The sequence below is a fragment of the Sphingobium sp. HDIP04 genome, from assembly GCF_000445085.1.
Classification (GTDB): Bacteria; Pseudomonadota; Alphaproteobacteria; order Sphingomonadales; family Sphingomonadaceae; genus Sphingobium; species Sphingobium indicum.
This window is the reverse complement of record NZ_ATDO01000095.1, coordinates 44590-70389: the sequence shown is the minus strand read 5'-3', so window position 1 is coordinate 70389 and position 25800 is coordinate 44590. Positions and strand designations below refer to the sequence as shown.

Below are 25800 nucleotides of genomic sequence, written 5' to 3'. Positions count from 1 at the left end.
CGATTCGCCGTTCATCCGATCTCTCCTCGACCAAATATTTTTATCCACGGCCCGCGGGTCTTTCCTATCCGCCCGCTAAAGCCCGAAAAATACCGAGATTTGTGCAATCGTCCATGACAGGCGCGCAAAACGCCCGTTCAGGCCGATGCCAATCCCTTCCATGCGACCCGAGGCTCCGCCTGCGTCCAGCTAGGCCCGATGTTACTAATCACTAGGACAGTTAAATGCATTTTTTTGGGTAATACAAGCGGAAAGATGAAGGGTGAGGACAGCTTTGCCGGGCGGTTCCTTCCCGCGCCCGCCTCCACGGCTGCGAGCGGCGGGATGAGCGTGCCGGACTTCAGCCGCGCTGCGCCGAAGCGAGATGCTCCACGATCCTGGTCGCGCCGGCAAAATAATCCTCGCCTTCGGTCCACGCGACTTCAGGGAACGCATCGACGATCCGCCAGCCGCTTTCCGTACGGCGGAAGGTGAATCTGAGCCATCCTCCCACGGTCCGGCTTTGGGAGGGATGGGCCTGCACCGTCACATGATGGGTGATGCCGGGACAGCGCGCCCGCGCCTCGTCCCCGTCGATCGCAATGGCGGGCAGGCCGAGAAAATGATGGGTCTTTTCATAGGATGACAGGAGCTCCTCGCTGCCCTTGGCCAACAGATGCTTGGCCAGGCGATTTGGCGGCGCGCCATAGCCGCCCTCATCGGCGAAAAGATCCTGCCAGGCGGAAAAGTCCCGGTCGTCGAGACAATTTGTATAAGCCGAGATCAGTTTCTGGATCTCGGCCTGGTCGACCAGCCATTTGATCTGGTCCTCTGTAGCACTGTCGATCATGATCCGTCTCCGACATTCGATTGATTTTCTTCTGCTGGGCAGCGGTGAACATCCGTTCAATATTGTCGCCATGGATGCCGCATCTGCGCTCCATGGTTTCCCAAGGCGATGAACGGGGCCAAGGAAGTTGTCCTTGCGCTCACCTAGCCCAGGTGCGCCTGATTCGGAAAGGGCGCGGGAGTTTCCAGCGTTTCCGCCTTGTGCCCCGCATGGAATTCATGTTCGTCCATCATACTGATTTAGAACGATTATATAATAACTCTTATCGCGTAGAAACTGCCGCGGCTTGCAATATCACGGTCAGAGATTAGGCCTTTGACCCGAAATCCGAAAGGCTGGCGCATGCTCCAGGGCGGGCGGCGTCCTCCATCGCAAGGATATTGTCATGGCTCGAACTTATATCATCGATGCGGCATGGACCGCATGTGCGCGCCCGCGGGGCGCATCCGGCGCTATCGCCACCATCTCCATCGGCGTGCGGCTTTGATCGACATGGCTGTCCCGCAGACGGTCGGCGGCCGCATCCGCATCGAAATCGACCAGGGCATAGCCGATATAAGGCTGGTGCGGTCCGCCAAGCGCAACGCGCTGGACGGCGCGATGTTCGGCGCCCTGGCCGAAGCCATCGATATCGTCCGGGAATCGCAGGCGCGGGCCGTCGTCCTTTCGGGCGAGGGCAGCGATTTTTGCGCGGGCCTGGACCTTGGCATGTTTGCCGAAATGCAGGCCGGCCTCAGTCCCAGCGGCATTCCGGCAGACCTTGTCCCGCGCACCCATGGCAGTTCCAACATGCCGCAATATTGCGTGATGGGCTGGCGCAGCCTTTCCATGCCCGTCATCGCCGCGATCAGCGGTTCGGCGATCGGCGGCGGCCTTCAGCTTGCCCTGGGCGCCGACATCCGGATCGTTCATCCGGATGCGCGATTGATGCTGAGGGAGGTTCATTGGGGACTGGTCCCGGATATGGGGGCGTTCGTCCTGCTGCCCCGTCTTGTCCGGGATGACCAGCTTCGCCGCCTGATCTTTGCGTCGGCGCCGGTGAATGGCCGTGAAGCCGTGGAAATCGGATTGGCGACGCAATGCGACGAATCGCCGCTGGCGGCGGCCCATGCGCTCGCCCGGCAGATCGCGGGCAGCGACGCGGCGGCGGTGGCGGCGGCCAAGCGGCTCTGCAACGATCCCGACTCCGGCACCGATGCGATGCTTTTGAAGGAATCGGCCGCGCAGCAGCAGCGCATCGAAGCGGTGATCAGGGCAAACGTCGCGAACCCCTGAATGGCGTGTTCGCGGCTTCAGGCGGAAAAGCCCCGGCGAGGAGCGCGCGGGATAGCGCTTGAGCGGAGAGATAAATTAGCTTATGGGATTGTCCTATCGGCTGCTCAAAGCCTGATCCAGGGGGTGTCGCCACCCTCTTGGAGCCGACTTTCAGATATAGGCGCACAGGGAAGAACATGGCATTTGAAACCATTTTGTTCGACGTCGAAGATGGAGTGGCCACCCTCACATTCAATCGTCCCGAACGGCTGAACGCCATCGACGAGCAGATGGTGGGCGAGGCCTATGAAGCGGTTTCGGCCATCGAGGACGACGACAGCATTCGCGTCCTGGTGATCACGGGGGCGGGCCGCGCCTTTTCCAGCGGAGCGGATCTGGCTGGCGGAGACCTGGAGCCGGGAGAGGTGGATGCGGGCCGCGTGCTCGAAACCCTGTTCAACCCGCTGCTGGAAAAGCTGTTCGCGCTGTCGGTTCCGGTCGTGGCGGCGGTCAACGGCCCGGCGGCGGGGGCCGGATGCTCCCTGGCGCTCGCGGCGGACATCACCGTCGCGGCGGAATCGGCCTATTTCCTCCAGGCATTCATCAATATCGGGCTTGTGCCCGATGTGGGTTCGACATGGGTGCTGCCGCGCCAGGTCGGGCGGGCAAGGGCGACGGCGATGATGATGCTGGGCGAGCGCATTCCCGCGCTGCAGGCGGCCGATTGGGGCTTGATCTGGAAATGCGTGCCCGATGCCGAGCTTCACGATGAAGTGCGGAAAATCGCCCGCAAGTTCGCCGCGGGTCCGACCAGAGCCTATGCCATGGTGCGGACCGGCATTCGCGACGCATTGGAAGGCCCGCTGAGCAAGGCGCTCCACGCCGAGCGCCGCAACCAGTGGTTGGCCGGCCGAACCGCTGATTTCGCCGAGGGCGTGGCGGCCTTTCAGCAGAAGCGTCCGCCGAATTTCCGGGGCAGCTAGGGCATCGTGCAGAAAAGCGGGAACCGGCTTTCTGCTTGAAACGATGCGAAAACCCAGAGCACCGCCTTCGTCGGGTTTGACGCGGCGCGCTCTGCGTTGCTGCTGTCAACCGTTTCCGGCGGAAAAGCGGCTCCCGCCCTTCGGCAGGCTCAGGGAGCAGGGGGCTCCGGCTCCGGGTAGGAAACGTTGCATTGCCGCGCGGATTCAAGGGGCTCGCGGCGAATGGCGTGGGTGGATTCAGGAGATGGACCGGAGGCATGACTCTTCTCTCGATATCGCGCTGCATTTCCTTCTGGGCCGGGCGCAAGGGCGCCTCCCCGGCGATCACATGCGGCGATGAAAGCATAGGCTGGCGGGAACTGGAGGAACGAAGCAACCGGCTCGCCCGCCATTATCAATCGCTGGGCCTTGGTCGGGGCGACTTCGCCACCATCGTCCTGCCCAACGGCATCGAATTCTATTGCGCCGCGATCGCCGTCTGGAAGCTCGGCGCAACGCCGCAGCCGATCTCCTGCCACGCGCCGCTGGTCGAACAATGCGCGCTGCTCGAACTGGGGCAGCCCAAGCTGGTCATCGGCTGGTCCCATGCGCAGCCGCCCCATGGCGTCGCCACCGTGCCGCCCGGCTTCGCGACGCCCGACCTGTCGGCCGAGCCGCTGCCCGACATTGTCGCGGACAAGTGGAAGGCGCTCGCTTCCGGCGGATCGACCGGACGGCCGAAACTGATCGTCTCGATCGCGCCCGGCCGCTTCGATCCGCTCGACCCTTCCTATCTGATGGAGCCGGAGGATGTGATGCTTGCGTCCGGCCCGCTCTATCACAATGCTTCCTTCATGTTCTCCATGCACGCCTTGTTCTGCGGCGCGCATGTGATCGTGATGCCCCGATTCGATCCGGCCGAGGCCTTGGCGCTGATCGACCGGCATGGCGTCACCTGGGCGCTGTTGGTGCCCACCATGATGCACCGGATCTGGATGCTGCCGCCGGAAGTGCGGGAAGGGCACTCGGTCAAGAGCCTCCGGATCGTGCTCCACACCGGCGCCGCCTGTCCCGCGTGGCTCAAGCAATGCTGGATCGACTGGGTCGGGCCGGAGGTGTTGCAGGAGGGCTATGGCGGTACCGAAGGCTGCGGTGCGCACTGGATCTCGGGTACCGAATGGCTCGCGCACCGGGGATCGGTCGGGCGTTCGCAGGAGGGATTCGACGTGCGCGTCGCCGGCTCGTCGGGGGAGATATTGCCGCCGGGGGAAATCGGGGAAATCTGGTCCCGGCCCAGATCGGGGCCGGGATCGACCTATGAATATCGCGGCGGCCAGTCCCGCCGGGACGCGGACGGTTATGAATCGATCGGAGACATGGGCTATCTCGATGCGGAGGGCTATCTTTACCTGGCCGATCGGCGCACGGACCTTATCGTCTCGGGCGGCGCGAACATCTATCCGGCCGAGGTGGAGGCGCAGATCGACTCCTATCCGGGCGTGCGCGCCAGCGCCGTGATCGGCCTGCCGGACATGGACATGGGCGCGATCCCGCACGCCATAGTCGAGGCCGGCGCCGGCCTGGACGTTGATGAGCTGCGCGGGCATCTCGCGGTCCGGTTGAGCAGGAACAAGATTCCGCGGTCGTTCGAGATAGTCGACGGTCCCCTGAAGGACGAAGCCGGAAAGCTGCGCCGTTCGGCGCTGCGGGCGGCGCGGATCGAACAAGGATGAGATGGCCGGCCGGTGACAAGGCCATCGTCGTTGGCGGCGCTTCCGGCCCGGTCGGGATCAGTCTGGCTCCGCGAATATCAGGGCGTTGATCAGTTCGATCGTTTGCTCGATCTCTATCTTGCTGAACGGATTGCGCTTGGTGAGATGCTGATATTCGGCCGAGACGGAGAAGGGGATCGCGGCCATGCCAAGTATGGCGAACCGCAGCCTTCCGGGATCGACGCGGCGAACAGCGCCCTGCTTCTGCGCTTCGGAAATCAGGCCGGACATATATTCGAAGTCCTTGCCGATGAAGTTTTCGCACATCCAGGTGAGGCGTTTCGACGGCTGATGCGCTTCAAGCGTCATGAGGCGATGCAGTTCGGGAACCTCCGCCGACATGTTGACGATGCCCCGGATCATCGCCTTCAGGCGATCCTTGGGCGATGTCGCGTCTGGCGCGACGATCGCGTCCAGCCCGGAAATGGAATAGCGTTCGGCCAGATCCACCACCACCGCCTTCCACAGATCGTCCTTGGTCTGGAAATGGTAGAGCAGGAGGGAGAGCGAAACCTGCGCGTCCGCGGCGATCGCGCGGGTCGAGGCGCCTTCGAATCCGACCGTCGCAAAGGCATGCAAGGCGGCGGTGAGCACGCGGGCGCGCACCTCCTCCGGTCGCCGTTTCCGCGTCGCGGCCGGCCGACCCTTCGCGCCTGCAACGATGCTCTTGGCCTTGGCGGATGCAGACGTCATCGATCCTCCATAGGGGTGAACGGGCCACCGCGCAAATCCAAAGAGGCTTATGCCGGGGCCGGAGCGGGCCGTCGGACCCAAAGTCCCCGGCATCTTGAGCGATCAGCTTGCGCGGATTTTCGCCAGGCCGTTGGAGAGCGCCACGCGATTACCGGCGCGGCAGACAAAGGCGACGGTCGATCGGTCGACCTGCCACAGATCGAATTCCAGCGTCTCGCCGGGATATACGGGCGCGGAGAAACGCACGTCCAGTTGCGCCAGCCTTTCGGGATCTCCCTCCGCCGCCAGCGCGATGATCGCCCGCGCCGCGAAGCCATAGGTGGCCAACCCGTGCAGGATCGTCCCGTCGAACCCGATGCGGCGCGCGAATTCCGGGTCGACATGCAGCGGATAATAATCCCCGGAAAGCCGGTAGATCAGCGCCTGTTCCGGCCGCGTGGGCATGGCGATCCTGCGATCCGGGGGCCGGGAAGGGGCGGGGAACGCGGGTTTCGGTGCAATGGCCGAACCGCCGAAACCGCCATCTTCGCGCAGGAAGACGCTGCCCCTGATGGTGGCGAGCGTGCGGTCGCCGTCCGCTTCGTGCAGGGTTCGCCGCGTCACCAGGATCGCGCCCCGGTCGGCCCCCTTGTCATAGATCTCCTCCACGGCTGTGCGCGCGATCACCTCGCCGGACGCCGGCAGCGGCGCATGCCAGATCACGCTCTGTTCGGCATGGACCATATTGCCCGCCGAAATGGTGGTCGCGGGGTCGAGCATCCAGGACGCGCCCTCGCCCAGGACGGCGGCCATGGTGGGGACAGGGACTAGGCGCCGTTCCCAGACGAAGCGCAGATCGACATGGCCGTCTTCGTCCGGAATACCCGCGCCGACGCCCAGATTGTAAAGCATGGTGTCCCGGACGTCGAAACGCTGCCGCATGTCCGCTATGGGCCAGGCCTTCACCAAGTCATAGTCCAGCGGCATTGGCCATCCCTCCCGTTTCTGCATCGGCTCGTCAGCGCGCAACGATGCTCTGCCTGCGGTTGTCTTATAACATAATACATGTTATGTGAAGGCGATTTCGAGCGGTCCGATGAAGGGGCCGCGCAAAATGGAGAGCATATGGTCGAAGCATATATCGTTGCCGCGGCGCGGACCGCCGGCGGACGGCGGGGCGGAAAGCTCGCCGGGTGGCATCCGGCGGATCTGGCGGGCAAGCTGCTGGATGCGCTTGTCGACCGGGCTGGGGCGGACCCTGCTATCGTCGACGATGTCATCATGGGGTGCGTCGGCCAGGCGAGCGAGCAATCGACCAATATCGGGCGAAGCGCCGTCCTCTCATCGAAGCTGCCGGAAAGCGTGCCGGGGACTTCGGTCGATCGTCAATGCGGTTCGTCGCAGCAGGCGCTGCATTTTGCTGCGCAGGCGGTGATGTCCGGAACCATGGACGTGGTGATCGCGGCGGGCGTCGAATCGATGACCCGCGTGCCGATGGGCACTGCCTCCAATGGGCCGGGATTTGGATCATGGTCCGGCGAGGAGATGAAGGCGCGGTATCCGGGGATCGTCTTCAACCAGTTCGACGGCGCGGCCATGATCGCGAAGAAATACGGTCACAGCCGCGATCAACTGGACCAGTTCGGTTATGAAAGCCACCGCAAGGCGATCGCCGCGGTGGAGGTGGGCGCATTCGATGCGGAGATCGTTCCAATCCCCGTCCAAGGCCCCGATGGCGAGGCGGCGCTGCATGTCCGGGACGAGGGCATCCGGTTCGACGTGACCCGCGAAGCCATGGCGGGCGTCAAGTTGCTGGCCGAGGGAGGGATCATCACGGCCGCCACGTCCAGCCAGATTTGCGACGGCGCATCCGGCGTCATGGTGGTGAATGAACGGGGACTGAAGGCGCTGGGAGTAGAACCCCTGGCGCGGATACATCACATGTCGGTGCGCGGCGGCGATCCCGTGATCATGCTGGAAGCGCCGCTGGAGGCGACGAGCCATGGGCTCAGGAAAGCGGGCATGTCCATCGACGATATAGACCTGTTCGAAGTCAATGAAGCCTTTGCCCCCATTCCCCTTGCCTGGCTCAGCCATTGCGGGGCGGACCCCAAGCGGCTGAACGTCAATGGCGGCGCCATCGCCCTGGGGCATCCGCTGGGCGCGTCGGGAACGAAATTGATGACCACCCTGATCCACGCCCTGCGCGCGCGGGGCAAGCGTTACGGCTTGCAGACCATGTGCGAAGGCGGGGGGATGGCCAATGTCACGATCGTCGAGCGGCTCTAGGGGGTATCGACATTCAGCCCATGGCGGCGTGCAAATGCCGGTATCCACGCGTCCGGTCTGGCAAGGGGTTGCGATGACGAACATGGTCTTGATCGAGCGCAAGGCTGGCTATGCCATAGTGACGTTGAATCGGCCGGAGGCGCTCAACGCCTTGTCCGACCGGCTTCGCGCGGACCTGAACGCGGCCATGCGCAGCCTGGCGGAGGACGGCGATGTCCGGGTCGTCATCCTGACGGGGTCGGGGCGCGCCTTTTGCGCCGGTCTCGACCTCAAGGAAATCGCGGAAAAGGGTTTCCCCAAGTTCGGCGACGCCGATCTGGCGGACCCCGTGCGAAGCGTCGCGAGCTTTCCGGGGCCTGTCATCGTCGCCGTCAACGGCCATGCGATCACCGGCGGATTCGAACTGGCGCTCGCAGGGGATGTGATACTCGCGAGCGAGAATGCCAGTTTCGCCGACACCCATGCGCGGGTCGGCGCGATGCCCGGCTGGGGATTGTCGCAGCGGCTGAGTCGGCTGATCGGCGTGAACCGGGCGAAGGAATTGTCGCTGACATGCCGGTTCGTCCCGGCACAGGAGGCGGAGCGATGGGGAATCGTCAACCGGGTGGTCGAGCCGGACCGCCTTCTGGAAACGGCGGAAGAGATGGCGCAGGCGATGCTTGCCACCGCGCCCGGCATGATCGAGCGGCTGAAGGCGGTCATCGACGACGGCTATCTGCTGACCCTTGGAGAGGGGCTGGCCCTTGAAGGAGAGCGCGCCCAGCGCTTCAATGAAGGCGCGCGGCCGGCCTGATCCGACGCTGCTGCGCCGGCAGCCGCCGTTCGGCGTCGGCCGGCGCAGCGGCAGGCGGTTACAGGGAACCGAATGTCCTGCCGCTCTCCGCCAGCTCGACCAGCAGCCGCGATGGTCGCATCGCCTCTCCCTGTTCGGCTTCCAGCGCCTTCATCGTCTCGACGATCCTGGGCAGGCCGACCGCATCGGCCCAGAACATCGGACCTCCGGTCTGCACCGGCCAGTTATACCCCTTGATCATCGCCACATCGATGTCCGATGCGCGCATGGCGATGCCTTCCTCCAATATCTTCGCGCCCTCATTGACCACCGGATGCAGCAGGCGGGCCACGATTTCCTCCCGGCTGAAGCTGCGTTGCGCTATGCCCTTCCAGGCGGCATGGGCGCGGATGATGTCTAGAGCCGCTTCGCTGGGACGCGCTGCGCGCGCCTCGTCATAATCATAATAGCCCCCGCCGCTTTTCTGGCCCATGCGGCCGGCGGCGACCAGATCCTTGGCGACGCTGCGCTCCGTCGAGTCGCGGCCGATCACGTCGAGGCCGACCAGGTCCAGCATGCGGAACGGCCCCATGGCGAATCCATAGTCGTAGATGGCGGCGTCGATCTCGTCAGGGGAAAGGTTCTGAAGCAGCAGCAGGTCGGCCTGTTCGGTGCGCGCCCTCATTGCGCGATTGGCGATGAAGCCGTCGCACACGCCCGACAGCACCGGCACCTTGCCGATCTTGCGCGCCAGTTTCATGGCCGTCGCGACCACGGGCTTCGCCGTGGCGTCACCCCGCACGACTTCGAGCAGCGGCATCACATTGGCGGGGGAGAAGAAGTGCAGGCCGATCACATGATCGGGGCGGGACGTGGCCCTTGCGATCTGGTTCAGGTCGAGAAAGGATGTGTTCGACGCCAGGATCGCGCCATCCCTGGCCACCGCATCGAGTTTCGCGAATATCTCCTGCTTGAGCGGCATGCTTTCGAACACCGCCTCTATGATCAGGTCGCAATCCCTGAGATCGCCGAGGTCGAGGGTGGCGTGGAGCAGCGACATCCTCCGTTCAAGCGCCTCCGCAGAGAGCTTTCCGCGTTTAAGGCTGATCTCGTAATTCCTGCGGATGGTCGCGATGCCGCGATCGAGATTGGCCTGCGCCGCCTCCACGATATGGACAGGGATGCCGACGTTCAGGAAGTTCATGGCGATCCCGCCGCCCATCGTCCCCGCGCCCACCACGCCCACGGTTCGAACGGGCAGGACGGGGGTGTCGCCCGGCACGTCCTTGACCTTCGATGCGGTGCGTTCCGCGAAGAAGGCGTGGATCTGCGCCTTGGCCTGGAGGCCTTTTTCCAGTTCGACGAACAGCTCGAACTCGCGAGCCAGCCCTTCCTCGAAAGGCAGGGCGACTGCGGCCTCGATCGCCTTGACGATGCTTTCGGGCGCATCCTTGCTGCGGAAGGCGCGGGCGTTGCTGCGACGGAATTCGTCGAAAAGCTCCGGCTGCTGCCGGTCGGCGGCGATCCTGTCTTCAAGATCGCGGACCCGGCGGAGCGGCGCGCCCCTGGCCATCAGCTTGCGGACATATTCAAACGCCGATCCGACCAGCGCGCCTTCATCCGCCACTTCGTCGACAATCCCCATTTCTCTTGCCGCTGATGCGGAGACGGGTGCGCCGCCGGTGATGAATTCCAGCGCCTTGCGCGCGCCGATCAGGCGGGGAATGCGCTGCGTCCCGCCCGCGCCGGGCAGCAGGCCGAGCGCCACTTCGGGCAGGCCCAGGCGGGCGGAGGGCACAGCGATGCGATAATGGCAGCACAAGGCGACCTCCAGCCCTCCGCCCAGCGCCGTTCCATGGATGGCGGCGACGATGATCTTGGAACTGTTCTCGATATGCCGGCAAACGACGCTGAGATCGGGGGCCTGGAACGGTTTGCCGAACTCGGAAATGTCGGCGCCCGCGAAAAAGGTCTGCCCGGCGCATGCAAGGATGACGGCCTCGATTTCGGGGTCCGCCTCGGCCATCGATATATATTTCAGCAGCGCCCGGCGCACGTCCAGCCCCAGCGCGTTGACCGGGGGGGAATCTATCGTCAGGACGGCGATCGGTCCATGCTTCTCCAATTTGGCCACTTCAGTCATTGCTCCCCTTTCGATCCATGTCCGGCTGTCTTGTCCCGCCGAATTTGCGATGCAAGTCACGTGGTTGCATATAGTGGCTTGTCACATAACATAATATGAGTTATGTCTCAACGATAATCAATGCCTGCCGAGTTGCATGTGGTTCCAGGGAAATTACGCGGTGCGACCGCGCTTCGCTCCGGGACCGGGTGACAAGGAAATTGGTTAGAAAATAAATTTTGTTATGCAATGGCGCTCGTCCCATCGGCGGGACCGGCGCCAGGAAGGATCGAAGGGAAGAGGCTGTGGCTCTTGTGGCGGAACGGATGCCATCATCGGGCGCAATGGCGTCGATGGAGGACATTGTCGATGACGCGGGGCGCGGCGAACCTTGCGTCCTGGTCGATTCCGACGATGAAGACGCCGAGGGAAGCATCCTATGGCCGGCCGCATTTGCGGACGCCGCCGCGATCTCCTTCATGGCGACGCATGCGCGGGGCCTGATCTGCCTTGCCATCACCGCGCAGCGGGCGGACGAACTCAGGCTCGAACTCATGGCTCCTCGCGCGCCTTCCTCCGAAGGACGGCCTTTCACCGTGTCGATCGAGGCGCGGGAGGGGGTGACCACCGGAATTTCGGCCCATGACCGCGCCCGCACCATCCAGGTGGCCATTGCGGCGGACTCGCTGCCCTCGGACCTGGTTTCGCCCGGCCATGTCTTCCCGATGGTGGCGCGGGACGGCGGCGTTCTGGCCCGCGCCGACCATGTCGAGGCGGCGGTCGATATAGCCCGTCTCGCCGGGCTTGCCCCTGCCGGCGTCGTCTGCGGCGTGCTGAACGCGGATGGCTCCACGGCCCGCCTGCGGGACTTGCGCGAATTCGCGGCGCGTCACGGGTTGCGGATCGGATCGATCGCCGACCTGATCGAATATCGCCGGCGGCTAGAATGCCAGGTCGAGGAGGTGCGGCGCGGTCCTTTCAAGAGCCTCTATGGCGATTTCACCATGCATGTCTTCCGCAACCGGATAGACGATACGGAGCATGTCGCGCTGACGCGCGGCCGGATCGGACCCGGCATGCCCACATTGGTGCGCATGCATCAGGTGGACATGGCGACGGACCTGCTGGCCCATGCCGAGGCGCGGCAAGCCTATCTTCCCTCGGCGATGCGGATGATCGCGAACCAGGAAGGGCCGGCGGCGCTGGTGCTGGTCCGCGATCCCGACCAGGACTGGCTGTCGCGCCGGATGGCGGGCATGCAGGACAAGGCGGCGAAGCAGATGGCGCTGCGCGACTATGGCGTCGGCGCGCAGATCCTGCTCGCGCTGGGGGTTCGCGACATGATCCTGCTCAGTTCCAGTCGGGTGAAGCTGGCCGCCTTGGCCGGATATGGCCTCAACATAGTGGAGCGGCGACCGATCCAGACGATCTTATAGTGGAAGAAAAGTCATGGCGTCGCGGATAATCCGCCGACAAGCACAGGAAGTCGGCGTGAAGCCCGACCGGCCATGATGGACATTTGATGAATTCGATTTGAGGAGAGCGACCTTGGCTAGAAAGACCCCGCAACAATATATCGAAAGCCTGAACGACGGGCGCGTAACCTATTGGGACGGCGAGCGCATCGACGACATCACCACCCATCCGCGCTTCCAGGTGCCGCTCGCGCTGACGGCAAGCGATTATGACGACGGCGATCCGGAGGTGAACGAATTTCGATTCTACCGGGATGAGGAGGGCAACGAGCATCACCGCATCTTCCAGATTCCGACCACCAAGGAGCATCTGGTCGAGCGCGTCGAGATGATGAAGCAGACGACGATCGGAACGCTCGTCACCGGCGTCTTCATGGCGTTGATGAGCGTCAAGGACGATGTCGCCAAGGTGAACCCGCGCTATGCCGACAATATCGAGCGCATATACAAATATGCGCGCGACAATGATCTGCGCGGAGCGGAAGTGATCACCGATCCCAAAGGGGATCGCAAACGCCGAGCCAATGAGCAGGACGATCCCGACCTTTATGTCCGGATCGTCGAGCGGCGCGAGGACGGCATCGTCGTGCGGGGGGCAAAGCTGCACATCACGGCCGCTTCGCTGGTCCATGAGCTGGTGGTCATGCCCACCAAGGGCATGCGCCCGGAGGAGGCGGATTATGCCGTGTCTTTCTCCATCCCGGTCAACACGCCGGGGGTTTCCATCATCAATCGCAGCTTCGCGCCCGCGGAATTGAACGAATTTGACTATCCTGCAAGCTCCCATCACAGCATGCCGGAAGGTTTCGTGGTGTTCGACGATGTCTTCGTGCCATGGGATCGCGTGTTCCTGGCGGGCGAAGTGGAACTGGCGAGCGTTCTGGCCCGTTCGCTGGGCCTTTGGGAACGGACGGGCGGCCTGGTCGAGTCGGTTCGCAACGGCGAACTCTATATCGGTCTTGCCCAGCTCGTATCGGAGATGCAGGGGAAGGACAAGGATCCCGTCGTCCAGAGCAGCCTGAGCGAACTGATCGTCTATCAAGAGATGATCAGGATGGGCCTGGACTATGCCTGCGAACATTATGAAACGTCCCAGCCTTCCGGCATGGTGTTTCCGAACACGCTGGCCGTCAATGCGACCAAATATTATCTCGCCGCCAATTTCCATCAGACGATCAAATATCTGCACGACCTGGCGGGGGGGCTGGTCATCACCGTCCCGATGGAAGCCGACCTGCGCAATGAGGAGTCGGGCAAGTTCATCCGGAAATATCTCTACACCCGCAAGGATGTGGACATCGAGGCGCGGATGCGCGTCTACAACCTCATCCGCGATCTCACGGCCGACGCCTATGGCGGATGGTGGTTCGTCGTGGCGCTCCAGTCGGGCGGCGGCCTTCCCGCGCAACGGACGATGATGAACCGGACATTCGACATGGAAAAGGCCAAGGCGGCGGCGCGCAAGGCGGCCGGGATAAGCTGAGGCAGCTTCATGTCAGCCGGCGTCGTCCGGCGACCGGGAAAATGAGGGAAAGGGAAAATCGGCGCATGATCCTCTTCAATCCGGGAGGATCATGCTCCGGCTGCAGGTGGCCCGGTATCGGCCTATCGCGGCTCGGTCGACCGCGATTTCGTGGAGGCGAATGCCAGCGCGCCGTCCGGCTTGCCGAAAACGGCTTCGTCCGCGCGAATGGGGCCGGCATAGCTTGGGAGGGTATAGGCCGTAAGGATGTCCCTCAGCGACCGCAGCCCCATATGACCGCAAAGGGGCATGAATTCGTAACGGTCGAACAGATCGAGACCTTGCAACGCCGCCCGGTCGCGGCCATGGTTCTGGACATAGCCCGTTATATATTCAGCGAAGTCCTTTTCGGCGAGAAAGACCTTCGGATGAATGTCGCGCCAATATTGCTGCGCGCGTTCCACATCATATCCGTCGGCCGCCTTTCCCGCCAGGATCAATGTAGCGGCCGTCCCCGGCAGATCGATCCTCATATGTATTTCGGCGAGCCACTGCAGGCTGTTGTCCTTGTCGATCCATCCGTCCATCTTCAGCCTGAGGTCGCGGCTGGCGTTCCATGAAGGCAGCGCGTCCATCGCCTCCTTTTCCGAACAGAACCAGAATTCATACACGCCATCATATGCGGCGGGGATCACATCGCCGCAAAGCCCTTGCTCCATCGGGTCCAAGGGATGGTTTTCGACGATCCGCCGCGGCTTTGGCCCGTGGCCTTTCGCAATGGCGTCGGTGACGTCGGGCCATCTGGCCAGGAATTCGGCCCGGCTGGTTCCCGCCGCCCGTTGCAGGAACATGATCTGGCGCCATATATGCATTGCATCCTCTCCTGCCTGTTATCGGCCATGCGTCCGCGCCTTTTCGGCAAGGGCGCGGGCGGCGGTCACGGTCGGCAATTGGGCGGTCGTGCCGCCGTCTATGGCGATCACCTGGCCGCTGATGAACCTGGCGGCGTCCGACGCGAGAAAGGCGACCATCGCAGCGACATCCTCCGGCTTGCCCAGATAGGGAAGGGCGGCATGGCTCTCGTTCATATCGACCAGCTCTTGCGGCAGGAACCGCTTGACGCCTTCGGTCAGGATCACGGCCGGCGCTATCGCGTTGCACCTTATGCCCCGCTTGCCGTGGGAGGCGGCCACATATTTCGTCAGCATGGCGACCCCCGCCTTGGATATGCCGTAGCACGGCATTGCCTGATAGGCGGCGAGGCCGTACATCGACGCCGTGTTGATGATGGAGCCGCCTCCATTCTCCAGCATGGCCGGGATGGCGTGCTTGCACCCCAGCATATGGCTTGTGAGGTTGACGGCCATCATGCGGTTCCAGAAATCGACCGTCATCGAAACGACGTCGATGTCCCCCTCTATCGCGTCGGCGCCCTGATAGGCGGCATTGTTGTGCAATATGTCGAGCCTGCCGAAGGCCGAGGTGGCGGCAGCAACGGCGGCCGCGATCTGCTCCTCCTGGGCGACGTCCAGCGCCATATGCCTGGCCCGGCCGCCCGCCGACACTATCCGGTCGGCGACGTCGCGGGCGGAATCGGCGTTGATGTCGGTCACCATCACGGACGCGCCGAGGGAGGCGACAGCAAGGGCGCTCGCCCGCCCGATGCCCGATCCGGCCGCCGTCATCAGCGCAACCCGGCCTTCCAGCGACATGGCCGGTTCCAGGGTCATTTCGCGTCCCCGGAAAGCGCTTCGTAGACGGGTTCGAACCAACTCTTCCGGTCGAGAAATTCCGACAGATGATATTCGGGGATATTATCCAGCGTCTTCTTCACGGTTGCGACGAACCCATCGAAATCGTCGGTCTCTATTTCGTAGAAGGACGCATATTTCCAATATGTCGGCATATCGGAATCGTCGCCGCGGCTGTGATGCCGGAACCGGCCAAGCGGCACTAGGCCGGGTATCTTCCGGTAGGACGGGATGGCGACGGTGTCGTACCAGTGGTTGAATTCGGCCTCTTTCCCTTCCACGGGATTGGTGAGCGCTACGGCGATATATCTGGGCACGGAATTCTCCTTTCAGGTCACTGCACGGCTTTTGTCCGTGGCTGTCATGCGCGCCGGGGCAGCATGATCGGGACGGCGCGGCGCTCGGCGATCCGCCAGCCTTCATCGGTCTTCACGAAAAGGTCGTGATATTCCGCGATGGCCGCCGGCCCTTCCAGCGGAGCCGTTTCATCCCCTTCGCGCTCCGCCGTGTAGAGCATGAAGGGCGTCACGGCGCGGGCGGATTCTTCGCCGACATCATGGAAGAAGGAAGCGTGGCACAAATGTTTCGTGACGAAGCTGGCCGGGCGGTCGGCCCAAAGGGCGGCGATCTGGTCACGTCCCCTGGCCTCCAGATCGGGCCTGAGGAATGCGCCGTCTTCGGCGAACAGCGCCACGGCGTCGCCGAATTCGCGATGGTCGACATGGTGGGCGAAGGCGGCGATGATGTCGCCGCAGGCCGCCTTGATCTCGGTCGGATTATCCATCCTGTTCCACCTTTCCGTGGCTTTGGCGCCGTTCTTGCCCCCGAAGCCCGTGCTTTCAGGCGCGGGCGTGGCTTCTTTCCGGGATTTCGCGTTCCAGGGCGGATTGCCAGCCGGTTACGCGACGCAGCAGCGCCAGGCAATCCGCGGGGAGTTCCGTCCCGCGCCATGCGACATGCTGGTCCGGGCGAACGAGCAGCAAGGGACGCTCCATCGCCGCGCAGACCTTGGGATCGTGGAGACCGACGATCTTCAGGGGCAGGCCCATTTGGGCGGCGGCATCCTCCAGCGGCCCGGTATCGGCGCCGCGGCAGTTGATCAGGTTGAAGCCGGGGCCGAGAAGATCGTGCAGGGCGTTGCCGTCCTCCAGATAATAATGCGGCAGCCGCGCGCCCGGCCAGGTGGTCGGCCGGTAACTGTCGGGATCGAAGGGCGGCTCCGGCGTGCCGTCGGGCGCTATGATCGGCGATCCGGCATAGCGATAGCCATGTTCGATGCCCCAGCTTTCATTTTCGGCATTGCCGAGGCGCTCGATCTCCTCCGCCATATGGTCCCAGGCCTTATCGTCGTCCGTCGTGGCCGGGGAAGCGGACCATATGGCGATGTTGACATCCAGGTGGCGACGCGAGGCCGCGCGGTTCTGGATCGCGATCGGGCGCCGTTCCTCTTCATAGGACCGCAGCAGCGCCGGCCCGCCCCAGCCATGGATCACCGCCGCGAGCTTCCAGCCCAGGTCGACGGCGTCCCCCACGCCCGTGTTCATGCCATATCCCCCGGTCGGCATGAACTGATGCACGGAGTCGCCCGCCATCCATACGCGGCCTTCGCCATAGCGTTCGGCGACGACCATGTGCGGCGTCCAGGGATTGGCCACCAATATTTCGAAGTCGAAGTCCCGTCCGGCCCAATTTCTGAGCAGCGCGCGCGGATCGACGGATTCGGGGGCCATGCCCTCCGGAACCGGCGTGTGCAGGGTCCAGAGATCCCGGTCATTCTGCGCGACCATGCCCCCCGCATTGGTGAGCCAGTGCCACCATGGCCCGTCAGGCTGAAGGGCGTCCAGCGCATCGGACCTGAAATGCACCATATAGAAGCTGCCGACCGCGAAATCGCCCTCATATTTGATGCCAAGGCCGCGCCGGACATTGCTTCCCCCGCCGTCGCATCCCGCAAGATAGGCGCATTCGATCGTTTCGGTCGCCGTGCCGTCGGTTTCCGAAATGGCGACGCGGACGCTGTCCTCATCCTGTTCGAACGACTGCACGGTCCAGCCGAACCGCGCATCGATGAGGGGGTTTTGCCTGATCACATCCAGAAGGGCGGGTTCCAGCAGGATTTGCGATATGCGGAGCGGCGGTTCGCGGGTCAGCGTGCCGTCATTCGTTTCCCGCGACATTCTGCGCACTTCGTCGGGCGAGGGATAGGCGAAGCGGAACAATTCCTTTCCCACGCCGGGAAGTCCGTGGCTGACGCGGACGATGTCGAAGCAATTGCCCGACGGCACGCCGGCCGCGCGCAAAATATCCACCACGCCCAGACGCGCCAGCAATTCCATGCTGCGCCCGTTGGTCAGGTCCATCTTGGGATGGCGCGTGGTCGTGGGATTGCGTTCGATCAGGATGGACCGGACACCGTGATGCGCCAGTTCCAGGCTCAAGATCATCCCGACCGGGCCGCCCCCCGCGATCAGTACCGGCACATCCATCAGTTTTGTCCTCTCTCTTTATGTCCAGGCCGCCCCAAAGGTCCACATGGACCCGACCGGGGCTTTCCGATGCTGAGGCCGCGAAATCGCTGCGGCCTCATGCCAGCCTTTTTCCGTTCCACGCCCCAGGGCTGAAGTCCGCGATGGCTTTCAGCCGCGCACGTCCGGCCGCTTGAGCAGGAAATCCACGGCTATTCCCGCCTCGAACTGCCGGACAAGTTCCTCGGGATCGAAATCGACGCCCCCGACATTGTCGGCATAGGCCTGCGACTTCATGAACTCTACGGTTTCGCCGAAGGTCTCATAATTGTCGGTCTGGAATTCGACCTGCGATCCGTCGGGATCCTTGTAGTACATAGACGTCGTGGGTCCATGATTGACGCACCACCAGGGAAGTATCGACCTCTCCTTCAGGCGCTTGTAGTTTTCCAGCAGGTCTTCGAGGGACGCCAGGCTGAACGCGACATGATGCACGCCGGCGGTATCGTCCCTTTGCGGCAGGAGGCCGGGCATGTTGACGATGGCGACGCGATGATGTTCCTGATCGAACGTCAGGAAGGTCGCTATCTCGTTCGAGAACACGACCTCTCCGTCGAAGAAGGTCAGATACCAGTCGATCATCTTCTCGTACTGGGCGGTCTTCACGACGAAATGCGCCATGTGGGTGGGGACGACCTTCCGGCGCGTCTTCCCGCCGCCAGCCTGCTTCGCCTTCGCTTCGGCCATTCCGCCTCTCCCATATTCTTCATGCATTGCAAGGATGCCCGGCGCGCGCCGTTCCATCAACATGTTTGAGCTATAGCATAAAATAACTTATCTCCTGTTGCAAGCCCGGCATTCGGCTCGATTTGCGGCTTGCATTTCGGGCGGGGATACATCCGCCATCTTGGATTTCCTTGCCCGCGCAGGGGTTTTCCGGTGCGCCCGCGACGATCCCGGACTGGAATCGGGCTGGCTTTCGCGGCGTTTTCCGCCGCTGCCTCCGCTCTCGGCGGCTCGTCGGACCGGGCCGGACGCTTCCCGGCCAAGAGCCGCCTTGGCTTTCCGGCCGATCGGGGGTAGTCCATAGCGGAATATATGGTGTGGAGCGAAGGTCAGATGGTCAAGGGGCAGCGTCAGCGGGCAGTGGCGAGTGGTTCTCGATGGCTGGGTCGTGCCGATTGGATGGAGGCGGGGCAGCAGCTTCTGATGAGCGAGGGCATAGCCGGCATGCGCCTCACCAAGCTGACCAAGCGATTGAAGGTGTCCACAGGCAGCTTCTATCATCATTTCAGCGACATGGATGATTATCTCGGCGCACTGGCCGATTATTTCAACGTGGCGCAGGTGCAGGGCCTGGTCGCGGAGCTTGCGGCCGAGTCTCCCGACCCGATGGTCCGCATACGCCATCTCGCCTCCCGCAGCCTCAAGAGCAGCCTGTTCGCCCTCGATCGCGCGATGCGCGTATGGTCGGCCTCCGATCCCAGGGCGGCGTCGTCGGTGAAGCAGGCTGAGAAGATCGTGCTCGATTTCATCGCCGACGCCTTCGAGCATATCGGCTTCGGCCGGAAGGAGGCGCGCACGCGGGCCCGCATATTGCTGACGGCGGCGATCACGCCCTTGCTTTCCTCGACCAAGGAGGAGGAAAAGCTGTTCCGCGAGGAAGTGCTGGCCGTCCTGCTGGAGTCGGAGCCGGGCGGATCGCGGCAAGCCGCGCCGAAAAGCGGGTCGCCGCCTCGCCAGGGGGCAAGAGGTGGCAAGCGGTCGACGGCGAAGAACAGCGCCGCCGCTGCCTGACCTGCCGACCGACCCGTCGCCCGATTCGCCGGATGCCTTCGGGGCTGGAGCTGGTCGCGCCCATGCTCTCATGACCGCGCCGGGTTTCTTGACCATGCATTTGCGGCCTGGTTGAGCAGGCGCGCGTGACTCGCATCGTGATCCGGCCCGGCATCGGCTTGCCAGATAACATAAACAATATTACGTTATGCCGAAAATAGGCGGCAAGGCCGCGGGCGGGAACCTGTCAGGAGAGGAAAATATCTTCCCCCAGGCATGGCCGCATGCGGATTTGCAAGGAGGAGAGGGCCGCGCAATGACGTTCGAGGGCAAGGTGGCAATCGTGACGGGCGCCGGGACGGGCCTGGGCGCGGCCGTGGCGCGAAGGCTCGCGGCGCAGGGCGCGAAGGTCATCGTCAACTATTCGCGTAGCCGGAACGAAGCGCAAGGCGTGGCGGACGAGATCGTCGTCGCCGGCGGCGAGGCGGCGGCGGTTCAGGGCAATATCGATCAGGATGAGGACTGCCGGCGCCTTGTCGCCGAAACCGTCGACCGATGGGGAAGGGTCGACATATTGGTGAACAACGCCGCCCGCACGAAGCTGGTCGCCCATGACGATCTGGACGGGCTTTCCGCCGAGGATTTCCTGGCCATCTATCGAACCAATGTGGTCGGCGCCTACCAGATGGTGCGCGCATGCCGCCCCCTTATGAAAGCGCAGGGATTTGGGGCGGTGGTCAATGTCTCGTCTATCGGTGGGCTTCTGGGCGTCGGATCGTGCATGGCCTATTCGGCGTCCAAGGGCGCGCTCAACACGATGACCATGGCGATGGCGAGGTCGCTGGGGCCGGAAATCCGGGTAAACGCCGTATGTCCCGGTTTCATCGCGTCGCGCTGGTTCTCGGACCCGTTCGGGCAGGATGGGTTGCAGCAGATGATCGAAGCCCAGCAATGCCTCACGCCGCTGGCGCGGGCCGGCACTCCCGAAGATATTGCAAAGGCGGTCGTCTTCCTGGCGGGGGAGGGCGCCGAACATATCACCGGAGTGACGCTGATCTCGGACGCCGGCCTGCACCTGTCGACCGGCGCGACCACGCCGAGGAAAGAGGAGATGACGTCCGGCCGTTGACGGAGGCAAAGCGGCTTCAGGCTGGCCCAGCGGCATATTCTAGGCCGGCGAAACGCTCCGGACCAGCCTGATCCTGCTTGGGTAGACCGCATTGGGCGCGCGGGGCGCGCCATGGCGTTCCAGGCCATAGGCGACATGCGACAGCGACATCAGCAGGTTCATCAGATTGCGCTCAGGCTCCTCCATCGCTTCGAGCGGGAAATCGTCCAGATAGGCGAGAGCCTCCTCGACCCTGGGCATCAGCGAATCGTAGAAATGCCTGAGGTCGGCCGGATCGCCTTCGTACCGCGCCTGGAAGCGGGCGTGGGTATCGGGCAGGCACCATGCCGAAACGAAGCCTTCCCATTCAGCGAATTTTTCCGGAAGAAGCATAAGCGGTCCCTTGTTTGATTGCCTGTCCATGCCGCGATTGTCAGCCGCTGATCCATTCCTGCAATTTCGCGATGGAATGGTGGATGAGAATTTCCGCTTCCGACAGCGGGATCGTGTCCGTCGCGCGAGAATTTATCCCGACCTGCGTATATTCGACATTGCTCAGATCTTCGAGATAGACGTCGAAGGCGCGGGCCAGGTGGAATTCGAACGCTATTCGTTCCCTGATTGTCCTGGGCCGACGCACGTACATCCTGGTTTCCTGGATCGCCTCATCGACGGATACAGGCCAGAAATGATGCACGAGGAAGCCGGTTCCGATCGAATCGATATGAACATTGGGGAATATGTAATTGACATCCATCGACCAGCGGTCGGTCTTTGTCGGATTGACGGCCGCATGGGCCCGGTAATGGTTCAAGGTCTCTACATGATCTGAAGCCATATGGGCGGGATTTTCCACGATCCGTTCGAAGGCGTTTCGGTCGCCGGGCGCATAGTCGGGGTTCCCGTACATGGAATTGACCGCGTGAAGTCCCATGATCCTGGTGGTGAGGGGCTTGCCGAACGCGTTGCTTCGGTCCGAAAACCACTCGCATATCGTGTTGCGATGGAGGGCGGGCAGATGATAGGCCTCCGCGAAGGCATCCATGACGACCTTCCAGTTGCACTTGACCTTCACTTCAAGAACGACCGGCGTGTCCGCATAGGGATAGCTCAGTCCCGACAGATAGGGCGCCATGTCGCCGAGAAACTCCTCCAGCGTCATGGCCGGTTCGGGATCGAGATTGATGAAGATCCATCCCTCCCAGACCGAAAGCGCTATCGGCTTCAAGCCGCATTTCTTCTTGTCCAGGCCGCCGAACATGGATTCGCCCGGCACGCCCTTCAACGATCCGTCGAGTGAAAAAGACCAATTATGATAGTTGCAGACAAGCGTGCCGCCGCTTCCGGACTCCGTCCTGACCAGCAGGTTGGCGCGGTGCGGGCATATATTGTGGAAGGCGCGGACACTATCGCCGCCGTCCCGGGTGATGAGGATGGACGCGTTGCAGATGTCGACCCTCTTCACCACATGGCTGCGCGGGGTGGGCAGTTCCTCGATCCGGCCCATCAGCAGCCAGGCCCGCCCGAACAGCCTTTCCCGTTCCGCCGCGAAGAATTCGGGCGAGCGATAGGGTTCCAGCGGCACTGAAAGCCCCCCGCCCGCTCCTTCGGCGGTCGCGGGGCGAATGGGCGATTCCACGGGAGCCGCCGAATTCCTGCTCATGGGTCGTCTCTCCTGTTCGAACCGCCACGGGGCTGCTCTTTCTTCAGGGATGGTCACCGACCTCGCGCATCGGCGAACTCCATAATTTCAGTTATGATGGCATGGTGCGGCGGCACGCGCAAGATGGCGCTTTCCGCGCCGAAACATAAAATACTTTACGGTATGACCGGGAGGTGATATTGAAATGCCTGCACGGGATAGCTGCCGGCTCGCTGCCCCAATCCCGTCTATAATATCTATAATATACGACATTCTGGAGGGGATGATATGGCCAAGGTTCATTTGATAACCGCGCTTGTTGCCACGACGATCTTGTCGAGTCCTGCCTATGCATCGGCGGATGAGCAGACGGGGAGCGTCGCCGCGAGTCCGCAATCGTCGGCGGACGGCGCGCCGTTCGCCTCCATACCCGACATCGTCGTCACGGCGCAGAAGCGTTCGGAATCGATCAACGCCGTGCCGATGTCGATCACGGCGCTGGGCGGCGCAGAACTCACGCAGCGCGGCATCGCCAACGTCGCCGATCTGGCCAAGGTCGTGCCCGGGCTTACCTTCGCGCCCTCGCTCAACAATACGCCGGTCTATTCGCTGCGCGGCATCGGCTTCAACGATTCGGGTTTCGGTTCAGCGCCGGCCGTCGCCGTCTATATCGACGAATCGCCGCTTCCCTTTCCGGTTATGACCGAAGCGGCCGCCTTGGACCTCGAACGGATCGAAGTCTTGAAGGGACCGCAAGGAACTCTTTACGGACAAAATTCGACTGGCGGCGCGATCAATTATATCGCTGCGAAGCCTACTCCTATATTTGAGGCGGGCGGACAGGTTTCCGTCGAACGCTTCGGCAAGACTTCGGTGGAGGGCTTCGTTAGCGGTCCGATCAGCTCGACTCTCCAGGCACGGGTAGCCTTGCGGACGGTGCAGGGCGGAGCATGGCAATATAGCCTCACCAGGCCGGGGGACAAGCGGGGCGAACAGAACCAGTTGGCGGGCCGCCTGCTGCTCGACTGGACGCCGACGGAACGCCTGACGCTAAGGTTTTCCGCAAATGCCTGGCGGAACAGGTCCGACACCACGGCGACCCAGTTGGTGCAGATCGTTCCGGACAATCCGGGCCCCGTTTCGCCTGAAGTCGCCGCCTCGCCGATCGCGCCAAACAACCCTCGCGCCGCCGATTGGGATTCGTCATGGCCGAAGGCGATGAACGATCGCTATTGGCAGGTCGGGCTGCGCGGCGAATATGAATTGTCGAACCAATTGAAGCTGATTTCGATAACATCCTATCAGCATCAGGATCTTGACCGATTCCAGGATTATGACGGAACGGCCTTCGTGGACTTCACGGGTCGGGCCTTTGGCAGGATCAAGACGTTCAGCCAGGAACTTCGGCTCAGCCTGGATACGGACCGCTTCCGGGGTCTGATCGGCGCCAATTACGATTACGCGAATGTGGACGACCGCCATCAGTACCGCATTTTCGACGCCTCGGCATCCACGCCCTTTCCCGACCTGCCTCCGATCTCGGCCGCCATATCGCAGGCGCTTCAGAAGACGCGCACCTATGCGGTCTTCGCCAATGCCGAATATGAGGTCGTCGATGGCCTGTCGATCAAGGGCGGCATCCGCTATACGAAGCAGAATCGGTCGGCCTATCAATGCAGCTATGATGGCAGCGTTGAAAACGCCACCGGACGGATATTCACCCGGCTCCAGGAAATATTCGCGGCCTTCGGCCTCAAGAACACGCCGGTCGAAGTCGTCGACCAGAACCAATGCTATTCCCTGACGCCCGCGCCCGAACTCTTGCCCGCAGGCAATCAGTCCTCGCTGAACGAGGACAATATCTCGCTCCTGGCAGGCATGTCCTACAAGGCGCCGAGCGGCGCTCTGCTCTACGCGACCTTCAGCCGGGGGTACAAGGCGGGCGCCTTCTCGAACATCTCGGCCTCCTCCACCTCGCAATATGTGCCGGCGCGGCAGGAGCGGGTGGACGCCTATGAGGCCGGGGCGAAGCTGCCGCTTTTCGACAAGCACCTCCAGTTCAATCTCGCCGGATTCTATTACGACTATCGCGACAAGCAGGAGCGCGCGCGCATAGAGGATCTTGTCTTCGGCCTGCTGGAACTGCTCGTCAACGTGCCGAAGGTGCGCTCGGTCGGGGCGGAGGCGAGCCTGGTGGCGCGGCCTTATCCCGGCCTCTCGCTCTCGGCCGCGGCGACCTATATCAAGACCAAGGTCGTTTCCGATTTCACGACCTTCAACGGCGCCGGCGACTTCGGCAATTTCAGGGGATCGCGCGTCCCGTTCACGCCCACCTGGCAGGGGTCAGCCGACGCGCAATATGAATGGAACGCGGGCAGCTTCAAGGCATTTGTCGGAAGCAGCCTGAACTTCCAGAGCGCGTCCAATTCCACCTTCACCCTGCCCGACAATCCGGAAACCCTCTACAGGCTGCGCGGTCGGGCCTTGCTCGATCTTCGCGCGGGCGTCGCGGGGCATGACGATAGCTGGCGGCTTACGCTGTTCGGCCGCAACGTGACGAACAAACTCTACGAGACGTCGGTCAACTTCGCCAACGACACCATCGCGCGACGCGTGGGGACGCCCGCCACATACGGCATATCCCTCACAGTGCGGACGCGATGAGCGAGGGGGTGGAGCCTGCGTCGAACAGGCGGCTCGGCGGCACGGTGGCGATCGTCACCGGCGCCGCGAGCGGCATGGGCGCGGCCATAGCCCGGAAATTCGTCGCGGCCGGCGCATCGGTCGTCCTTGCCGACCGCAATCCCGCCGGCGAGCGGCTGGCGGCGGAACTGGGAGCGGCGGCAAGGTTCCAGCTTCTGGACGTTGCCAGCGAAAGCCAGTGGGACGATGCCTGTTCGACGGCGCTGGCGGCCTTCGGCAAGCTGACGGCATTGGTGAATTGCGCGGGCATTTTCATTCCGCTGCGCATGCTCGAAACGGACCGGGAGCAGTTCGCGAGAAGCGTCGACGTCAATCAACTGGGCGTCTTCCTGGGGATGAAGGCGGCCGCGCCCTTGATCGCCGATGCGGGGGGCGGTTCGATCGTGAACATATCGTCCGGCGTCGCGCTGCGCGGAATAGCCGGCATGTTCGCCTATTCGGCATCGAAATGGGCGGTCCGGGGCATGACCAGATGCGCGGCCCTGGAACTGGCGAAGCATGGCATTCGCGTGAACGGCATCTATCCGGGCGCCATCGACACGCCCATGATCCAACTGAATCCCGCCGGCTTCAACGACGCGATCGTGGCGACCATGCCCTTGGCCAGGATGGGGACGCCCGATGAGATTGCGGACGCCGTGACATTCCTGACGTCGGCGGAGGCCGCCTACATCACGGGCGCCGAACTGCCCGTCGACGGCGGCGGAGCGATCTGATCGCGCCCTGATGAACGATCATATGCAGCA

Annotated in this window: 23 protein-coding genes; 11 read left to right on the top strand and 12 right to left on the bottom strand. The window is 63.1% G+C overall.

What is annotated here, in order from left to right; translation table 11 throughout:
• Positions 1 to 340: 340 nt before the first annotated feature.
• Positions 341 to 829, bottom strand: a complete 489-nt coding sequence (locus tag L286_RS37740) for a nuclear transport factor 2 family protein (RefSeq protein ID WP_013053965.1) — start codon at positions 827 to 829, stop codon at positions 341 to 343.
• A 492-nt stretch (positions 830 to 1321) separates the two neighbouring features.
• On the opposite strand from L286_RS37740, the gene L286_RS37735 reads away from it, so the two are divergent.
• The 3 genes from L286_RS37735 to L286_RS37725 all read left to right on the top strand — a co-directional run bounded on the left by L286_RS37735 (position 1322) and on the right by L286_RS37725 (position 4778).
• Positions 1322 to 2104: a crotonase/enoyl-CoA hydratase family protein gene (locus L286_RS37735; RefSeq protein WP_029986543.1), complete on the top strand. Its 783-nt coding sequence runs from the start codon at positions 1322 to 1324 to the stop codon at positions 2102 to 2104.
• A gap of 176 nt (positions 2105 to 2280) precedes the next feature.
• Entirely contained in the window at positions 2281 to 3066 is a 786-nt protein-coding gene (locus L286_RS37730) for an enoyl-CoA hydratase-related protein (protein WP_020819559.1), read from the top strand.
• A 257-nt stretch (positions 3067 to 3323) separates the two neighbouring features.
• A complete protein-coding gene (locus L286_RS37725) occupies positions 3324 to 4778 on the top strand; it encodes an AMP-binding protein (protein ID WP_020819560.1) in 1455 nt (484 codons plus the stop codon).
• 57 nt (positions 4779 to 4835) lie between these two features.
• Here L286_RS37725 and L286_RS37720 read toward each other — a convergent pair whose 3' ends face one another.
• Both L286_RS37720 and L286_RS37715 read right to left on the bottom strand, forming a co-directional pair.
• The gene (locus tag L286_RS37720; RefSeq protein ID WP_020819561.1) at positions 4836 to 5510 is read right to left on the bottom strand and encodes a TetR/AcrR family transcriptional regulator; all 675 of its coding nucleotides are present in this window, start codon (positions 5508 to 5510) and stop codon (positions 4836 to 4838) included.
• Between the two features lie 102 nt (positions 5511 to 5612).
• Positions 5613 to 6476: a MaoC/PaaZ C-terminal domain-containing protein gene (locus L286_RS37715; RefSeq protein WP_020819562.1), complete on the bottom strand. Its 864-nt coding sequence runs from the start codon at positions 6474 to 6476 to the stop codon at positions 5613 to 5615.
• 138 nt (positions 6477 to 6614) lie between these two features.
• On the opposite strand from L286_RS37715, the gene L286_RS37710 reads away from it, so the two are divergent.
• Positions 6615 to 7778, top strand: a complete 1164-nt coding sequence (locus L286_RS37710; RefSeq protein WP_020819563.1) for an acetyl-CoA C-acetyltransferase — start codon at positions 6615 to 6617, stop codon at positions 7776 to 7778.
• Positions 7779 to 7851: 73 nt separating this feature from the next.
• A complete protein-coding gene (locus L286_RS37705; protein WP_020819564.1) occupies positions 7852 to 8571 on the top strand; it encodes an enoyl-CoA hydratase in 720 nt (239 codons plus the stop codon).
• A 58-nt stretch (positions 8572 to 8629) separates the two neighbouring features.
• On the opposite strand, the gene L286_RS37700 is transcribed toward L286_RS37705, so the two are convergent.
• Entirely contained in the window at positions 8630 to 10693 is a 2064-nt protein-coding gene (locus tag L286_RS37700) for a 3-hydroxyacyl-CoA dehydrogenase NAD-binding domain-containing protein (RefSeq protein WP_020819565.1), read from the bottom strand.
• A 323-nt stretch (positions 10694 to 11016) separates the two neighbouring features.
• Here L286_RS37700 and ribB point away from each other — a divergent pair, with 323 nt between their 5' ends.
• Entirely contained in the window at positions 11017 to 12108 is a 1092-nt protein-coding gene (gene ribB / locus L286_RS37695; RefSeq protein WP_020819566.1) for a 3,4-dihydroxy-2-butanone-4-phosphate synthase, read from the top strand.
• A 112-nt stretch (positions 12109 to 12220) separates the two neighbouring features.
• Positions 12221 to 13630: a 4-hydroxyphenylacetate 3-hydroxylase N-terminal domain-containing protein gene (locus tag L286_RS37690; protein ID WP_020819567.1), complete on the top strand. Its 1410-nt coding sequence runs from the start codon at positions 12221 to 12223 to the stop codon at positions 13628 to 13630.
• Between the two features lie 122 nt (positions 13631 to 13752).
• On the opposite strand, the gene L286_RS37685 is transcribed toward L286_RS37690, so the two are convergent.
• The 6 genes from L286_RS37685 to L286_RS0124715 all read right to left on the bottom strand — a co-directional run bounded on the left by L286_RS37685 (position 13753) and on the right by L286_RS0124715 (position 18572).
• Positions 13753 to 14481: a hypothetical protein gene (locus L286_RS37685; RefSeq protein ID WP_020819568.1), complete on the bottom strand. Its 729-nt coding sequence runs from the start codon at positions 14479 to 14481 to the stop codon at positions 13753 to 13755.
• A gap of 18 nt (positions 14482 to 14499) precedes the next feature.
• Positions 14500 to 15339 carry an SDR family NAD(P)-dependent oxidoreductase gene (locus L286_RS37680; RefSeq protein ID WP_020819569.1) on the bottom strand — a complete coding sequence of 280 codons (840 nt, stop codon included), beginning with the start codon at positions 15337 to 15339 and terminating at the stop codon, positions 14500 to 14502.
• The gene (locus L286_RS37675) at positions 15336 to 15677 is read right to left on the bottom strand and encodes a hypothetical protein (protein ID WP_013053951.1); all 342 of its coding nucleotides are present in this window, start codon (positions 15675 to 15677) and stop codon (positions 15336 to 15338) included. The genes L286_RS37680 and L286_RS37675 overlap by 4 nt, the downstream gene beginning before the upstream one ends.
• 44 nt (positions 15678 to 15721) lie before the next feature.
• Positions 15722 to 16144: a nuclear transport factor 2 family protein gene (locus L286_RS37670; protein ID WP_020819570.1), complete on the bottom strand. Its 423-nt coding sequence runs from the start codon at positions 16142 to 16144 to the stop codon at positions 15722 to 15724.
• A 55-nt stretch (positions 16145 to 16199) separates the two neighbouring features.
• Positions 16200 to 17846 carry an FAD-dependent monooxygenase gene (locus L286_RS37665; protein ID WP_020819571.1) on the bottom strand — a complete coding sequence of 549 codons (1647 nt, stop codon included), beginning with the start codon at positions 17844 to 17846 and terminating at the stop codon, positions 16200 to 16202.
• Positions 17847 to 17996: 150 nt separating this feature from the next.
• Positions 17997 to 18572, bottom strand: a complete 576-nt coding sequence (locus L286_RS0124715; RefSeq protein WP_025160647.1) for a VOC family protein — start codon at positions 18570 to 18572, stop codon at positions 17997 to 17999.
• A gap of 351 nt (positions 18573 to 18923) precedes the next feature.
• Here L286_RS0124715 and L286_RS37660 point away from each other — a divergent pair, with 351 nt between their 5' ends.
• Both L286_RS37660 and L286_RS37655 read left to right on the top strand, forming a co-directional pair.
• Positions 18924 to 19622 (top strand): TetR/AcrR family transcriptional regulator, encoded by a 699-nt coding sequence (locus tag L286_RS37660; protein WP_233431822.1) that lies wholly within the window; start codon positions 18924 to 18926, stop codon positions 19620 to 19622.
• A 295-nt stretch (positions 19623 to 19917) separates the two neighbouring features.
• Positions 19918 to 20730: an SDR family NAD(P)-dependent oxidoreductase gene (locus L286_RS37655; RefSeq protein ID WP_025160648.1), complete on the top strand. Its 813-nt coding sequence runs from the start codon at positions 19918 to 19920 to the stop codon at positions 20728 to 20730.
• 39 nt (positions 20731 to 20769) lie between these two features.
• Here L286_RS37655 and L286_RS37650 read toward each other — a convergent pair whose 3' ends face one another.
• Together L286_RS37650 and L286_RS37645 are read right to left on the bottom strand one after the other, a co-directional pair.
• Positions 20770 to 21102: a hypothetical protein gene (locus tag L286_RS37650; protein ID WP_013053945.1), complete on the bottom strand. Its 333-nt coding sequence runs from the start codon at positions 21100 to 21102 to the stop codon at positions 20770 to 20772.
• Between the two features lie 40 nt (positions 21103 to 21142).
• Positions 21143 to 22372, bottom strand: coding sequence for an aromatic ring-hydroxylating oxygenase subunit alpha (locus tag L286_RS37645; protein ID WP_020819574.1), 1230 nt, complete (start codon positions 22370 to 22372; stop codon positions 21143 to 21145).
• Positions 22373 to 22639: 267 nt separating this feature from the next.
• Here L286_RS37645 and L286_RS37640 point away from each other — a divergent pair, with 267 nt between their 5' ends.
• On the top strand, positions 22640 to 25015 hold the full coding sequence (locus L286_RS37640) for a TonB-dependent receptor (protein WP_020819575.1): 2376 nt from the start codon (positions 22640 to 22642) through the stop codon (positions 25013 to 25015).
• Positions 25012 to 25770, top strand: a complete 759-nt coding sequence (locus tag L286_RS37635; protein ID WP_021223589.1) for an SDR family NAD(P)-dependent oxidoreductase — start codon at positions 25012 to 25014, stop codon at positions 25768 to 25770. Before L286_RS37640 ends, L286_RS37635 begins: the two co-directional genes overlap by 4 nt.
• The last annotated feature ends 30 nt before the right edge of the window (positions 25771 to 25800 follow it).

Coding starts and splice junctions, on each gene's coding strand:
- L286_RS37700 (WP_020819565.1), bottom strand. CDS start 10,693: ATGACTGAAGTGGCCAAATTGGAGAAGCATGGACCGATCGCCGTCCTG.
- L286_RS37665 (WP_020819571.1), bottom strand. CDS start 17,846: ATGGATGTGCCGGTACTGATCGCGGGGGGCGGCCCGGTCGGGATGATC.
- ribB (WP_020819566.1), top strand. CDS start 11,017: ATGGCGTCGATGGAGGACATTGTCGATGACGCGGGGCGCGGCGAACCT.
- L286_RS37635 (WP_021223589.1), top strand. CDS start 25,012: ATGAGCGAGGGGGTGGAGCCTGCGTCGAACAGGCGGCTCGGCGGCACG.
- L286_RS37670 (WP_020819570.1), bottom strand. CDS start 16,144: ATGGATAATCCGACCGAGATCAAGGCGGCCTGCGGCGACATCATCGCC.
- L286_RS37645 (WP_020819574.1), bottom strand. CDS start 22,372: ATGAGCAGGAATTCGGCGGCTCCCGTGGAATCGCCCATTCGCCCCGCG.
- L286_RS37650 (WP_013053945.1), bottom strand. CDS start 21,102: ATGCTTCTTCCGGAAAAATTCGCTGAATGGGAAGGCTTCGTTTCGGCA.
- L286_RS37705 (WP_020819564.1), top strand. CDS start 7,852: ATGACGAACATGGTCTTGATCGAGCGCAAGGCTGGCTATGCCATAGTG.
- L286_RS37715 (WP_020819562.1), bottom strand. CDS start 6,476: ATGCCGCTGGACTATGACTTGGTGAAGGCCTGGCCCATAGCGGACATG.
- L286_RS37725 (WP_020819560.1), top strand. CDS start 3,324: ATGACTCTTCTCTCGATATCGCGCTGCATTTCCTTCTGGGCCGGGCGC.
- L286_RS37730 (WP_020819559.1), top strand. CDS start 2,281: ATGGCATTTGAAACCATTTTGTTCGACGTCGAAGATGGAGTGGCCACC.
- L286_RS37710 (WP_020819563.1), top strand. CDS start 6,615: ATGGTCGAAGCATATATCGTTGCCGCGGCGCGGACCGCCGGCGGACGG.
- L286_RS37660 (WP_233431822.1), top strand. CDS start 18,924: ATGGTGTGGAGCGAAGGTCAGATGGTCAAGGGGCAGCGTCAGCGGGCA.
- L286_RS37680 (WP_020819569.1), bottom strand. CDS start 15,339: ATGACCCTGGAACCGGCCATGTCGCTGGAAGGCCGGGTTGCGCTGATG.
- L286_RS37685 (WP_020819568.1), bottom strand. CDS start 14,481: ATGCATATATGGCGCCAGATCATGTTCCTGCAACGGGCGGCGGGAACC.
- L286_RS0124715 (WP_025160647.1), bottom strand. CDS start 18,572: ATGGCCGAAGCGAAGGCGAAGCAGGCTGGCGGCGGGAAGACGCGCCGG.
- L286_RS37655 (WP_025160648.1), top strand. CDS start 19,918: ATGACGTTCGAGGGCAAGGTGGCAATCGTGACGGGCGCCGGGACGGGC.
- L286_RS37640 (WP_020819575.1), top strand. CDS start 22,640: ATGGCCAAGGTTCATTTGATAACCGCGCTTGTTGCCACGACGATCTTG.
- L286_RS37735 (WP_029986543.1), top strand. CDS start 1,322: ATGGCTGTCCCGCAGACGGTCGGCGGCCGCATCCGCATCGAAATCGAC.
- L286_RS37720 (WP_020819561.1), bottom strand. CDS start 5,510: ATGACGTCTGCATCCGCCAAGGCCAAGAGCATCGTTGCAGGCGCGAAG.
- L286_RS37740 (WP_013053965.1), bottom strand. CDS start 829: ATGATCGACAGTGCTACAGAGGACCAGATCAAATGGCTGGTCGACCAG.